Source organism: Cupriavidus sp. KK10 (assembly GCF_018223725.1).
Taxonomy (GTDB): domain Bacteria; phylum Pseudomonadota; class Gammaproteobacteria; order Burkholderiales; family Burkholderiaceae; genus Cupriavidus; species Cupriavidus necator.
Genome location: NZ_CP073677.1, coordinates 1,626,144 through 1,639,053, shown reverse-complemented (window position 1 = coordinate 1,639,053; position 12,910 = coordinate 1,626,144). Strand labels below are relative to the sequence as shown.

At 66.6% G+C, this 12,910-nt stretch carries 13 protein-coding genes; 8 read left to right on the top strand and 5 right to left on the bottom strand.

Annotated elements, in window-relative coordinates; all coding sequences use genetic code 11:
• Window positions 1–137: 137 nt before the first annotated feature.
• The 6 genes from KB879_RS08005 (at window position 138) to otnI (ending at window position 6,138) form a co-directional block, all read left to right on the top strand.
• A complete protein-coding gene (locus tag KB879_RS08005; RefSeq protein ID WP_211980990.1) occupies window positions 138–872 on the top strand; it encodes a FadR/GntR family transcriptional regulator in 735 nt (244 codons plus the stop codon).
• A gap of 55 nt (window positions 873–927) precedes the next feature.
• A complete protein-coding gene (ltnD, locus tag KB879_RS08000; protein WP_153954820.1) occupies window positions 928–1,821 on the top strand; it encodes an L-threonate dehydrogenase in 894 nt (297 codons plus the stop codon).
• A gap of 12 nt (window positions 1,822–1,833) precedes the next feature.
• Window positions 1,834–3,135, top strand: a complete 1,302-nt coding sequence (gene otnK / locus KB879_RS07995; protein WP_013956559.1) for a 3-oxo-tetronate kinase — start codon at window positions 1,834–1,836, stop codon at window positions 3,133–3,135.
• Complete coding sequence (locus tag KB879_RS07990; protein ID WP_114130384.1) at window positions 3,132–3,785, top strand: aldolase; 654 nt, start codon at window positions 3,132–3,134, stop codon at window positions 3,783–3,785. The genes otnK and KB879_RS07990 overlap by 4 nt, the downstream gene beginning before the upstream one ends.
• A gap of 129 nt (window positions 3,786–3,914) precedes the next feature.
• Window positions 3,915–5,288: an MFS transporter gene (locus KB879_RS07985; protein WP_013956557.1), complete on the top strand. Its 1,374-nt coding sequence runs from the start codon at window positions 3,915–3,917 to the stop codon at window positions 5,286–5,288.
• Between the two features lie 67 nt (window positions 5,289–5,355).
• Window positions 5,356–6,138 (top strand): 2-oxo-tetronate isomerase, encoded by a 783-nt coding sequence (otnI, locus tag KB879_RS07980; RefSeq protein WP_013956556.1) that lies wholly within the window; start codon window positions 5,356–5,358, stop codon window positions 6,136–6,138.
• A gap of 54 nt (window positions 6,139–6,192) precedes the next feature.
• On the opposite strand, the gene KB879_RS07975 is transcribed toward otnI, so the two are convergent.
• On the bottom strand, window positions 6,193–7,002 hold the full coding sequence (locus KB879_RS07975) for a transposase (RefSeq protein WP_276522815.1): 810 nt from the start codon (window positions 7,000–7,002) through the stop codon (window positions 6,193–6,195).
• Window positions 7,003–7,091: 89 nt separating this feature from the next.
• Here KB879_RS07975 and denD point away from each other — a divergent pair, with 89 nt between their 5' ends.
• The gene (gene denD / locus KB879_RS07970; RefSeq protein ID WP_153954822.1) at window positions 7,092–8,066 is read left to right on the top strand and encodes a D-erythronate dehydrogenase; all 975 of its coding nucleotides are present in this window, start codon (window positions 7,092–7,094) and stop codon (window positions 8,064–8,066) included.
• Between the two features lie 100 nt (window positions 8,067–8,166).
• Here denD and KB879_RS07965 read toward each other — a convergent pair whose 3' ends face one another.
• The 4 genes from KB879_RS07965 to KB879_RS07950 form a co-directional block, all read right to left on the bottom strand.
• Window positions 8,167–8,535 carry an EF-hand domain-containing protein gene (locus KB879_RS07965; RefSeq protein ID WP_153954823.1) on the bottom strand — a complete coding sequence of 123 codons (369 nt, stop codon included), beginning with the start codon at window positions 8,533–8,535 and terminating at the stop codon, window positions 8,167–8,169.
• Window positions 8,536–8,770: 235 nt separating this feature from the next.
• On the bottom strand, window positions 8,771–9,208 hold the full coding sequence (locus KB879_RS07960; protein ID WP_013956552.1) for a YbgC/FadM family acyl-CoA thioesterase: 438 nt from the start codon (window positions 9,206–9,208) through the stop codon (window positions 8,771–8,773).
• Between the two features lie 115 nt (window positions 9,209–9,323).
• Entirely contained in the window at window positions 9,324–10,307 is a 984-nt protein-coding gene (locus KB879_RS07955; protein ID WP_013956551.1) for a tripartite tricarboxylate transporter substrate binding protein, read from the bottom strand.
• A gap of 80 nt (window positions 10,308–10,387) precedes the next feature.
• Window positions 10,388–11,410, bottom strand: a complete 1,023-nt coding sequence (locus KB879_RS07950) for an alpha/beta hydrolase (protein WP_013956550.1) — start codon at window positions 11,408–11,410, stop codon at window positions 10,388–10,390.
• 334 nt (window positions 11,411–11,744) lie between these two features.
• Between KB879_RS07950 and KB879_RS07945 the strand changes: the two genes are divergently transcribed.
• Window positions 11,745–12,893, top strand: a complete 1,149-nt coding sequence (locus tag KB879_RS07945) for an iron-containing alcohol dehydrogenase (RefSeq protein ID WP_013956549.1) — start codon at window positions 11,745–11,747, stop codon at window positions 12,891–12,893.
• Window positions 12,894–12,910 lie beyond the last annotated feature (17 nt).

Here is a 12,910-nt window from a genome sequence, read left to right as displayed (position 1 = left end):
AGTGGTGCGGGGCGCGCATATTGCACCAAAGTGGACCAAAGACGACATCTTCCGCACCAGATTAGGGTTTGCCCGGGGAGGCATCCCTTTAGCAAATTTGTATGATGACCTTATTACCCAATGACCCGGAGACTTCCGTGTTCCAGAAAGTCCCAGCCCGCGCCCTGACCGACAACGTCGCCGAACAGTTGCTGGACAAGATCCAGAGCGGCGCCTTTGCCCGCGGCGCCAAGCTGCCGACCGAGGCGGTGCTGTCCGAGGAATTCGGCGTCAGCCGCACCGTGGTGCGCGAAGCCATCTCCCGGCTCAAGTACGAAGGCGTGGTGGAGTCGCGCCAGGGCAGCGGCGTGTTCGTGACGCTACAGGCCGGCATCCGGCCGCTGCGCATCGACTACACCGAAACCGGCACGCTGGAATCGGTGCTGCAGATCGTCGAGTTGCGCCGCGCGATCGAGGCCGAGGTGGCCGCGCAGGCCGCCCGCCGCCGCACCGATGCGTCGATGGCAGCCATCGACGCCGCGCTGGCCCGGCTCGACGAAGAGGTAGCGCAAGGCGGCGACGGCGTGACCGAAGACGTGGCCTTCCACCGTGCCATCGCCGAGGCCACCGGCAACCCGTATTTCCTGAAGACGCTGGCCTTCCTCAGCCAGTACCTGGAAGCGGCCACGCGCGTGACCCGGACCAACGAGGCGCGCCGCGCGGACTTTTCGCGCCAGGTGCGTGAAGAACACCAGGCCATCGTCGCCGCCATCCGCGCAGGCGACCCGCTGGCCGCCCGCAATGCCGCGCAGAACCATATGTACAACGCCGCGCACCGGCTGGCCCAGCTGGGTGCCGACGAGAGCGGCGAAGCGCACGGCGCCACCAACTGACGCGCGCGCAAGCCCGAACCATCGAATTATCCGTATCTGTTTCAGGAGTCCCTTCATGTCCAGGAATATCGGCGTCATCGGCCTTGGTGCCATGGGCTTTGGTGTCGCGCAGTCGCTGCTGCGTGCCGGCTTCAACGTGCACGCGTGCGACCTGCGCCCCGAAGTGCTGCAGCGCTTTGCCGATGCCGGCGGTGTGCCGTGCGCCTCGCCCGCCGAGCTGGGCAGCCGTTGCGACGTGGTGCTGACGCTGGTGGTCAACGCGCAGCAGACCGAGGCCGTGCTGTTCGGCGCCAACGGTGCCGCGGCCGCGATGGAGCCGGGCAAGCTGGTGATCGCCAGCGCCACCGTGCCGCCGGGCTTTGCCCAGGCGCTGGGCCGCCGGCTGGCGGAACAGGGCCTGCTGATGCTGGACGCACCGGTCTCCGGCGGCGCAGCGCGCGCCGCCAGCGGCGAAATGACCATGATGACCTCCGGCCCGGCCGAAGCCTACTCGCTGGCCGAGGACGTGCTGGCCGCCATCGCCGGCAAGGTGTACCGCCTGGGCGCCGCGCACGGCGCGGGCTCCAAGGTCAAGATCATCAACCAGCTGCTGGCCGGCGTGCATATCGCCGCGGCCGCCGAGGCGATGGCACTGGGCCTGCGCGAAGGCGTGGACCCGGATGCGCTCTATGACGTGATCACGCACAGCGCGGGCAACTCGTGGATGTTCGAGAACCGCGTGCCCCATATCCTGAAGGGCGACTACACGCCGCTGTCAGCGGTCGACATCTTCGTCAAGGACCTGGGCATGGTGCTCGACACCGCGCGCCACAGCAAATTCCCGCTGCCGCTGTCGGCGGCCGCGCACCAGATGTTCATGATGGCTTCCACCGCCGGCCATGGCGGCGAGGACGACTCGGCCGTGATCAAGATCTTCCCGGGCATCGAACTGCCGGGCAAGGCCGAATAAGAGGGGCGCACGATGACCGCAGGCACCCTCGCCCATCGCCCGCTTTTGGGCTGCATCGCCGACGATTTCACCGGCGCCACCGACCTCGCCAACACGCTGGTGCGCAATGGCATGCGCACCGTGCAGACCATCGGCCTGCCCGACGTGGGCGCCGTGCAGGACATTGGCGAAGCCGATGCGCTGGTGGTGGCGCTCAAGTCCCGCACCATCCCGGCCGTCGAGGCCGTGGCCCAGTCGCTGGCCGCGCTGCAATGGCTGCGCGCGCAGGGCTGCCGCCAGTTTGTCTTCAAGTACTGCTCCACCTTCGACTCAACCGATGCCGGCAATATCGGCCCGGTGGCCGAAGCGCTGCTGGCGGCGCTGGACAGCGATTTCACCATCGCCTGCCCGGCCTTTCCCGAGAACGGCCGCACCATCTTCCGCGGCCACCTGTTCGTGGGCGACGTGCTGCTCAATGAATCGGGCATGGAGCACCATCCGCTGACGCCGATGACCGATGCCAGCCTGGTGCGCGTGCTGCAGCGCCAGAGCAAGAGCAAGGTCGGCCTGCTGCGCTACGACGCGGTGGCACGCGGCGCGCAGGCCACGGCCGAGCGTATCGCCGCGCTGCGCAGCGACGGCGTGCGGCTGGCGATAGCCGACGCGGTATCCGACGCGGACCTGTTTACGCTGGGCGAAGCCTGCGCCAACCTGCCGCTGATTACCGGCGGCTCCGGCATCGCGCTGGGACTGCCCGGGAATTTCCGCCGCGCCGGCCTGCTGCCGCAGCGCGGTGACGCCGCTTCGGTGCCTGCCATCGACGGCCCGGGCGTGGTGCTGGCCGGCAGCGCCTCGCGCGCGACCAATGGCCAGGTGGCACGCTGGCTGGAACAAGGCCGCCCGGCGCTGCGCATCGACCCGCTCGCGCTGGCGCGCGGCGAAGCCGTGGCCGACTCGGCGCTGGCCTTTGCTGCCGCGCATGACGAACCTGTGCTGATCTACGCCACCTCCAGCCCCGATGAAGTCAAGGCCGTGCAGGCCGAACTGGGCGTTGAGCGCGCAGGACACCTGGTCGAGCAGTGCCTGGCCACGGTTGCCGCCGGGCTGCTGGCACGCGGTACGCGCCGCTTCGTCGTGGCCGGCGGCGAAACCTCCGGCGCGGTGGTGCAGGCGCTGGGCGTGCGCGCCTTGCGTATCGGCGCGCAGATTGCACCGGGCGTGCCGGCCACCGTCACGCTGGATGCAAAGCCGCTGGCGCTGGCGCTCAAGTCGGGCAACTTCGGCGGCCCGGACTTCTTTGACGAGGCGCTGCGCCAGCTTGGAGGCCAGTCGTGAGTACGGAAAACCAGCTGCGCGAAGAGATCTGCCGCATCGGCGCCAGCCTGTACCAGCGCGGCTATACCGTGGGCTCGGCCGGCAATATCAGCGCGCGGCTGGACGACGGCTGGCTGATCACGCCGACCGATGCCTGCCTGGGCATGATGGACCCGGCCGCGGTTGCCAAGGTGGCCACTGATGGCAGCTGGGTCTCCGGCGACAAGCCGTCCAAGACGCTGACGCTGCATCGCGCGATCTACGACAACAACCCCGGGGCGCACGCCGTGGTGCATACGCACTCGACGCACCTCGTGGCCCTGACGCTGGCTGGTGTCTGGCAACCGGACGACGTACTGCCGCCGCTCACGCCGTATTACGTGATGAAGGTCGGCCATATCCCGCTGATTCCCTACCATCGCCCCGGCGATCCGGCCGTGGCCGCGCGCGTGGCCACGCTGGCCGCGCAGGTGCGTGGCGTGCTGCTGGAGCGCCTTGGCCCGGTGGTGTGGGAATCCAGCGTCTCGCGCGCCGCGTTCGCGCTGGAAGAACTGGAGGAGACCGCCAAGCTATGGATGACGATGAAAGACACGCCGGGCTTCGCCGCCCGCGCGGCGCTGCCCGACGGCGCACTGGCTGAGTTGCGCGACGCCTTCCAGGCGCGCTGGTAACAACCGCTTTTCCCCGATAAACGACGGCTTCACCCGGCGCGGTTGCCTAGCGGCCACCGTGCGGGGGACGCGCATGCCTGCATTCCGCGCGCCGCCGCATTAGACCCACCACCATACCCGGAGACCACCGTGAATCCAAACCAACCGGCGGCGAGCGTGCCCGCCCTTGACAGCCTGGGCGGCAACGCCCGGCTGGACACCGAAGCCCAGATCGAAAAACGCGCCTACAGCAAGGTGTTCTGGCGTGTCATGCCGTTCCTGATGCTGTGCTACGTGGTCGCCTACCTCGACCGCGTCAACGTCGGCTTCGCCAAGCTGCAGATGGGCCAGGACCTGGCCTTCTCCGAGACCGTGTTCGGCCTCGGCGCCGGCCTGTTCTTTATCGGCTACTTCCTGTTCGAGGTGCCCAGCAACCTGCTGATGCACCGCATCGGCGCGCGCATCTGGATCGCGCGCATCATGATCACCTGGGGCATCATCTCGGCGCTGTTCCTGTTCGTGAAGACGCCGACCCAGTTCTACACGATGCGATTCCTGCTCGGCCTGGCCGAAGCGGGCTTCTACCCCGGCGTGATCCTGTACCTGACCTACTGGTTCCCGGCCAACCGCCGCGGCAAGATGATCGCGCTGTTCATGTCGGGCATCCCGATTGCAGGCATGTTCGGCAACCCGCTGTCGGGCTGGATCATGGATGCCTTCAACGGCGTGCACGATATGCGTGGCTGGCAATGGATGTTCCTGATCGAGGCGCTGCCCGCGTTCGTGATCGGCGTGGTGACGATCTTCGTGCTGCGCGACGGCATCGACAAGGCACCGTGGCTCGACGCCGATGAAAAGCGCGTGCTCAAGCGCAATATCGAGGAAGACCAGCGCAACGCCCTTAACGCCGCCACCGCCGCCGGCAAGTCCCACGGCCACTCGCTGGGCGCGGTGTTCTCCGACCGCCGCGTGTGGTGGATGTGCCTGATCTACTTCTGCTTCGTCACCGGCCAATACGCTCTGACCTTCTGGATGCCCACGCTGGTGAAGGCCAGCGGCGTGACCGGCAACCTGAACATCGGCCTGCTGTCGGCGATCCCCTTCATCTGCGCCGTGGTCGTGATGAACATCCTGGGCCACAGCGCCGACGCCCGCCGCGAGCGCCGCTGGCACCTGATCGTGCCGGCGCTGATGGGTGCCTTGGGCTTTGCCATTGCTGCCTCGTTCACCAACAATACAACGGTGGCCATCGCCGCACTGTCGCTGGCCGCTGCCGGGGTGCTGACCTGCGCGCCTCTGTTCTGGTCGCTGCCGACCTCGTTCCTGTCGGGCATTGCCGCCGCTTCTGGTATTGCCGTGGTGAATTCGGTCGGCAACCTGGCCGGCTTCGTGTCGCCGTACATGGTCGGCGCGCTGAAGGACATGACGCACAGTACGCAGCTGCCCATGTACGTGCTGTCCGCGATCCTGGTCGTCGGCGCCGTGCTGGTGTGGCTGACGCCCGCTAAACTGGTCAACCGTTGATCCTGGCCGGCCCGCTTTCGACCTAGCCTCGATCGGGCCGGTTCCGTACTACCGCTTTGGAGTTCCCATGCCGCGCTTCGCCGCAAATCTCTCGATGATGTACAACGAGCACGCTTTCCTGGACCGCTTCGCCGCTGCCGCGGCGGACGGCTTCCGGGCAGTGGAGTACCTGTTCCCCTACGAGCACGCCGCCACCGAGCTGCGCGCGCGCCTGGACGCGAACGGTCTCACGCAGGCGCTGTTCAACGCCCCGCCGGGCGACTGGGCAGCCGGTGAGCGCGGCTTGGCTGCGCTGCCGGGGCGCGAGGCGGAGTTCCGCGACGCCGTCGGCCGCGCATTGGAATACGCTGGCGTGATCGGCAATGACCGCGTGCACGTGATGGCGGGGCTAGTGCCGGCCGGTGCCGACCGCGCCCGCCACCGCGCCGCCTACCTGGAGAATGTGGCCTTCGCCGCCAAGGCCGCTGCCGCACAGGGCATCACCATCGTGCTCGAACCGATCAACACGCGCGACATGCCAGGCTACTTCCTGAACCGCCAGGACGATGCGCAGGCAATCTGCAAGGAGATCGGCGCGGCCAACCTGAAGGTGCAGTTCGACTGCTATCACTGCCAGATCGTCGAGGGTGATATCGCGATGAAACTGAAGCGCGACATGTCCGGCATTGGCCATATCCAGATCGCCGGCGTGCCCGAGCGCCATGAACCGGACCTGGGCGAACTGAACTACCCCTATCTGTTCGAGGTCATCGACGGGCTCGGCTACGAAGGCTGGATCGGCTGCGAATATCGCCCCCGCGCCGGCACTTCCGAGGGCCTGGGCTGGCTCAAGCCTTACCTCGGCCGCTGATCCTTCGCGCAAACCCAAAGAACAAATCCTTCCTGCCTTGACATTCTCCCCTCCCTAAAGGGAGGAGATTCCCTCTGCAGGCGATCGATGTCCCGATCGGGCAAGGATATTTAACGCAGCGTTCACATCGCGATCATGTACGGCACCGCATTCACTGCATACCCACTGCCTTATTCCGAGGTCTGCGATACCTTTCGGCCTCCCCGGCGGCATCGCGTCGCACGAAGAACAAACCTGGGTGGTGAAACGTTCGTCGACTTCCTCATACCACGCGCCATGCGCAATCGCCTTGTACGCGAGCATTGTGCGGAAGGTCGACCAGCCCGCATCGAGGACGGACTTCGCCATGCTGGTTTTGGCGAGGCCGGCGGCGTTCACATGCCCCACCGCGATGTAGTCAAAGTCTCGCACGATGCGACGCGAGAGCTTGTGCAGGAAGTCACGCCTTGCGTTGGTGATGCGGGCGTGAAGGTTCGTTGCCTGTCGCCGCTTGCGCGCTCGCTGCGCTTTGGCCAGCGCTTGCTCGAGTCGGCCAAGGTGGCGCGGATTCTCGACCTTCTCGCCGGTGGACAGCGTGGCAATGTCCTTAAAGCCCAGATCGATGCCGATGCCGCGTTCCGGGCAGCGGGCCTGGGTGTCGGCAACTTCAATCACGATGTTCAGGAACCCGGAATGGATGCGCAGTTCCTTGCTGCTGCCGGTGGTCAACACGTTCAGATCGAAACCCGTGGGCCATTTCTTGCCCCACTTGAGTGCGTGCTTCTGCGTGTCGTTGCAGAAGTTCCAGACGTAGTTCACCGCGCGGCTCTGCTGATTGAGCAGGCCGTTCAGCGACTTCACCCGGCAGCGATAGACCAGAAGCATGCCGGTCATTCTAATATGGGATTGCTTGCTGCCGGCAGCACTCCTTTCACTCCCCGCCCTGAAGGGCGAGGTTTCTCGGAGCAAGTCTGATGAACGTACTGATTACCGGCGGCGCCGGCTTCCTCGGCCTGCAACTCGCCCGCCTGCTGCTGCAACGCGGCACCCTGAACCTGGACGGCCAGCCCGTCGCCATCGACCGCCTGACGCTGCTCGACGTGGTAGCGCCGCAAGGCCTGGACGATGCGCGCGTGCGCGTGGTGACGGGCGACCTGTCCGACCCGGCCGTGCTGCGCCAGGCCATCGACAAGGACACCGGCGCCGTGTTCCACCTGGCGGCCGTGGTCAGCGGCCAGGCCGAGGCGGATTTCGATCTCGGCATGCGCGTCAACCTGGACGCCTCGCGCGCGCTGCTGGAAACCTGCCGTGAGCTGGGCCACCAGCCGCGCGTGCTGTTCACCAGCTCGGTCGCGGTCTACGGCGGCCAGTTGCCGCCGGTGGTGCAGGACGACACCGCGCTGAGCCCGCAATCGTCGTACGGCGTGCAGAAGGCCATCGGCGAGCTGCTGCTGTCGGACTACAGCCGCCGCGGCTTTGTCGACGGCCGCGTGCTTCGGCTGCCCACCATCAGCGTGCGCCCGGGCAAGCCCAATGCGGCGGCCTCGTCGTTCGCCAGCGGCATCATCCGCGAGCCGCTGTCGGGTGTCAGCGCCAATTGCCCGGTGGCACCGGACACGCCGCTGTGGCTGCTGTCGCCGCGCGCAGCGGTGGCGGCACTGGTCAATGGCATCGAACTGGCCGGCGAACGGCTGGGCAACCGCCGCGTGGTGAACCTGCCGGGCCTGTCGGTCACGGCTGCCGGCATGGTCGACGCCCTGCGCCGCGTGGCGGGCGATGCCGTGGCGGACCGCGTGACGTGGGAGCGCGAAGCGCGCGTGGAGAACATCGTCGGCACCTGGCCGGCGGCGTGGAATGCGGAGCGTGCGCAGTCGCTGGGGTTCCAGAGCGATGCGAGCTTTGATGAGGTGATTCGGGCTTATATGGAGGATGTGGGGCTGAGCAAGTAAAGCCAGGCCGGCTTCCTTCGCGACATACTGGCATCTCCCGCGGGCCGGCCCCCTTTCCCGTGCGCGGGAGAGGGGGCCGGGTCAAGCAGAGGCGAAGACGTCAGTTCCAGATGGGATCCTCTTTCTGCTGCTGTGCCTTGGACTTCGATGTCCAGTACGCACCGATCTGACGTTCGGTGACGTAACCCGACTTCTTGACATCGATCTTGTCAAAGTGCTTGTAGACTACCGGCGCGCCTGCCTGGGCTTCTTCGCGGCTTAGCTTCCCGTCGTGGTTGGTATCGGCAATCTTGAAACGCTCGGAGATTTTGGCCTTGGCTTCGGCGGTAGTCGATGGCGCTGGCGGAATTTGGGTGGATTCCGCGCTTTGCGGGGCTGTTGATTCCGGTTTCTGCTGGGCGCTCGCCGCCGTAAAAGCGAGCACCATCATCACTGTCAAGCCGACTGCAGGCAGCTTACGCATGGTCATTGCCGTCTCCTCATGGTTTGTGATTCGACATTGCCTTCCTAAAGAATGCTTCGGCAACGAAGATCCTCTTTGAGCACTGGCTCACACCGATTCTAGGCAAGCGATCCCTACTTACCAACATCTTTGTGTTACAGGTCGCGACAGCTGATGCAGGACACCGATAATTCTTGCTGCACCTGGAATCCGGCGGCGCGCTACCGGCAAGGCGGGCGGCGTCATTCGGTGACGCCTTGCCTCACACCGCCGGCTTCACCACCTCATACCCTTCAATCGTCTCCCTTACCTGCCCCGGAATCGCCGCCGATTTCTGCGTGGCCGGGTCCGCGCACACATAGACGATCTCACCGGTGATCAGGTGCTCGTCGCCGCGGAACATCTCCACCCGGAACAGCATGCTCGAGCGCCCCAGGCGCGACATGCGGCCGCGGATTTCCAGCTCGTCGTCAAAGCGCGCCGAGGCGTGGTATTCCAGCGTGGACTTGACCACGAAGATGTCCACGCCATGCGCGTGCAGCACGTCTTCCGGATAGCGGATGCCCAGCGCGCGCCAGTACTCGGTCACGCAGATATCGCAGTACGTCAGGTAGTGCGCGTTGAAGACGATCGACTGCGGATCGACTTCGGCCCAGCGCACGCGCAGGGGGATGCTGTGGCGGAAATCCTCTTTGGCCATCGGCTTGGTCTCCTTGTTTGTCGTGGCTTGTCAAGGCACCAGGCCGCCGGCCCGCCGGACAGGGCCGGCAGGCGCGGCGGCCTGAATCGATGATGGTGGCGGCAGGCTGATCGCGTTATTGCGCCTTGGCCAGCCCCAGCTTCTCGATGATCGCCTTTTCCTTCTTGACGGTCTCGGCCGCAAACTGCGCGTATTGCTGGCTGTTCATGTAGTACGGCTCCATGTCGAACTTGGCCAGCGATTCGCGGTAGTTCGGCATGTCCATGGCCTTCTTGAAGGCGTCATGCAGCTTCTGCACGATCTTCGGGTCGGTACCCTTGGGCGCGACCAGGCCGAACGGCGAGGTCTGCACGATGCCGATGCCCAGTTCCTTCAGCGTCGGCACGTTGGGGAAGCGCGCCGAGCGCTTCTCGCCCCAGGTCGACAGCAGGCGCAGCTTGCCCTGCTCCACATACGGTGCCCACGCCGGCGTGTCGGCCACCGACATCACGTGGCCGCCCAGCAGCGCCTGCATCGACTCGGAATTGCCCTTGTAGGGGATGTGCGAGAACTGCACGCCCTGCTTCATGGCCAGCTCTTCCATGGTCAGGTGCAGCGTGGTCATGGAGCCCGGCGAGCCGTAGGTCAGCTTGCCCGGGTTGGCCTTGGCGTAGGCGATGTACTCCTGCATCGTCTTGATCGGCGAATCGGCCGGCACCACCAGGCCGAACGAATAGCCGGCGAGGTTGATGATGTAGCTCAGGTCCTTGACCGGGTCCCAGTTGATCTTGGTGGTGTACGGCAGGCGGTAGACCGGCATGGCCACCTGGGCCAGCGTGTAGCCGTCCGGCGCGGTGGCCTGCATCATCTGCGCGGGCAGCACGCCGCCCGCGCCGGGCTTGTTCTCGACGATCACGGGCTGGCCCAGGATCTTGGAGGCGTTGTCGGCCAGCACGCGGAACGGGATATCCGTGGAGCCGCCGGCGGTGTAGCCGATCACCAGGCGGATCGGGCGCTGCGGGAACTTGTCGGCCTGTGCCTGGGCGGGCATGGCGGCAAGGCCCAGTGCCGCGGTGGCGGCGGCGATGCCCGCGCGGGCGATGAAGTGGCGGCGTTGCATTTGACTATGTCTCCTTGTGCTGCAAGTCACTGCTGAAAATGGAAGGCCGGGCCGGTGCGGCGCTGACCGCGGCTGCTGGTCTAGTTGTGCGGTGTGCCGAACGCGGCGCGCAGCGCGGCAACGGCGTCGGCATGTGCCTGCGCCACCGCCGGCACGAACCGGCCCAGCTTGAAGAAATCATGGATCATGCCGGGGTAGTCCGCCAGCGTGGCGGCCACGCCGGCGGCGCGCAGCTTCTCTGCGTAGGCCACGCCCTCGTCGTGCAGCGGGTCGTAGCCGGCCACGGCGATCCAGGCAGGGCATGTGCCGCGCACCTCGGCGCCGGTGCCGCCGCCGTCCAGCGGGGCGAAACGCCAGTCGTCGCGGCTGGCTTCCTGGTCCAGGTACTGGGCAAAGAACCAGCGGATCATGTCCGCCGTCAGCAGGTAGCCATCGGCCAGCGCGCGGTGCGACGGCGTGTCCTGGCGCGCACAGGTGCCGGGATAGATCAGCAACTGCAGCACGGGCGCCAGGCCCGTATTGCGGGCCTCCACGGCACACGCCGCGGCCAGCGTGCCGCCGGCGCTGTCGCCTCCCAGCGCGATGCGCGCCGGGTCGGCACCCAGCCGGTCGGCTTCGGCGAAGACCCAGTGCAGCACGTCGAAAGCGTCGTTGGCCGCCGTCGGGAAACGCCATTGCGGCCCGAGCCGGTAGTCCACCGACAGCACCATGCAGTCCGCCTGGCCACACAGCAGCCGGCACAGTGGATCGTGCGAATTGACGCTGCCGACCGTGAAGCCGCCGCCGTGGAAATACACCAGCAAGGGCAGCGGTTCAGTCCAGCTGGCCTCGCGCGGGGTGTAAAGCCTGACCGGAATGGCGTGGCCGTCGCACGCCGGCACCAGCAGGTCTTCCGCCATATGCACGGGCGGCGGGTTGATATCCAGGATCGGCGCGCTTTTCTCGTAGGCGATCTTGGCGTCCTCCGGCGCCATCGCGTGGATCGGCGGCCGCTTGGCGCGCGCGATCAGCTCCAGCAGCGCGGCCACCTGCGGGTCGAGCGGGCTGGACGGCAGGCCGGGCGTGGCGGGCGCATCAGGGCTGGAAGACGGTACGGCGGACATAGGGAATGACGCGGATCCGGACCCGGCGCCAGCGGCGCGCAGAAGCTCTGGCACGTCGCCCGCATCGGGAGAAGTTCGAATTGTGAACGATCGTTCGATTTTAGTATGATGCCAGATGTTCCAGGTGCCCGGCAGTACGAGATAACCCCGAAAAATCCCTGTCAGCCTGCCACGCGGCAAGTTTTTGGGCGATGATCGGCTGAAGCGATCCCGAGGGCTCCGGAAACAGCAATGCAGGCCCATTGAAACCCAAGACAGCGTGCCTGGCGAGTATCCGGTCCAGGCCCGTGCAAAAGACAATTTCGCGGCAGATCCCGGCAGGAGACAAGCAAACATGGCGTTTATCTACTATCTGACCCACATCCACCTGGATTTCGGCGCAGTAAGCCTGCTCAAGTCCGAATGCGAGCGCATCGGCATCCGCCGCCCGCTGCTGGTGACCGACAAGGGCGTGGTCGCCGCCGGCGTGGCGCAGCGTGCCGTTGATGCGATGCAGGGCCTGCAGGTTGCAGTGTTCGATGAAACCCCGTCGAACCCGACCGAGGCCATGGTGCGCAAGGCCGCCGCGCAATACCGCGAGGCCGGCTGCGACGGGCTGGTGGCGGTGGGCGGCGGCTCGTCGATCGACCTGGCCAAGGGCATCGCCATCCTGGCCACGCATGAGGGCGAGCTGACCACCTATGCCACCATCGAAGGCGGCAGCGCCAAGATCACCGACAAGGCGGCGCCGCTGATCGCGGTGCCCACCACCTCGGGCACCGGCAGCGAGGTAGCACGCGGCGCCATCATCATCCTGGACGACGGCCGCAAGCTGGGCTTCCATTCCTGGCACCTGCTGCCCAAGTCCGCAGTCTGCGACCCCGAACTGACGCTGGGGCTGCCCGCCGGGCTGACCGCGGCCACCGGCATGGATGCAATCGCGCACTGCATCGAGACCTTCCTGGCCCCCGCCTTCAACCCGCCCGCGGACGGCATTGCGCTGGATGGCCTGGAGCGCGGCTGGGGCCATATCGAGCGCGCCACCCGCGACGGCCAGGACCGCGACGCGCGCCTGAACATGATGAGCGCATCGATGCAGGGCGCAATGGCCTTTCAGAAGGGGCTGGGCTGCGTGCATTCGCTGTCGCACCCGCTGGGCGGGCTGAAGATCGACGGCCGCACCGGCCTGCACCACGGCACCCTCAATGCGGTAGTGATGCCCGCGGTGCTGCGCTTCAATGCCGACGCGCCCACGGTGGTGCGCGACGACCGCTACGCACGCCTGCGCCGCGCCATGCACCTGCCCGACGGCGCCGATATCGCGCAGGCCGTGCACGACATGACCGCGCGCCTGGGGTTGCCCACCGGGCTGCGCCAGATGGGCGTCACCGAGGACATGTTCGACAAGGTGATTGCCGGTGCGCTGGTCGATCACTGCCACAAGACCAACCCGAAAGACGCCAGCGCCGCGGATTATCGGCGTATGCTTGAGCAGTCCATGTAGCACACAGCAGCTTCCCG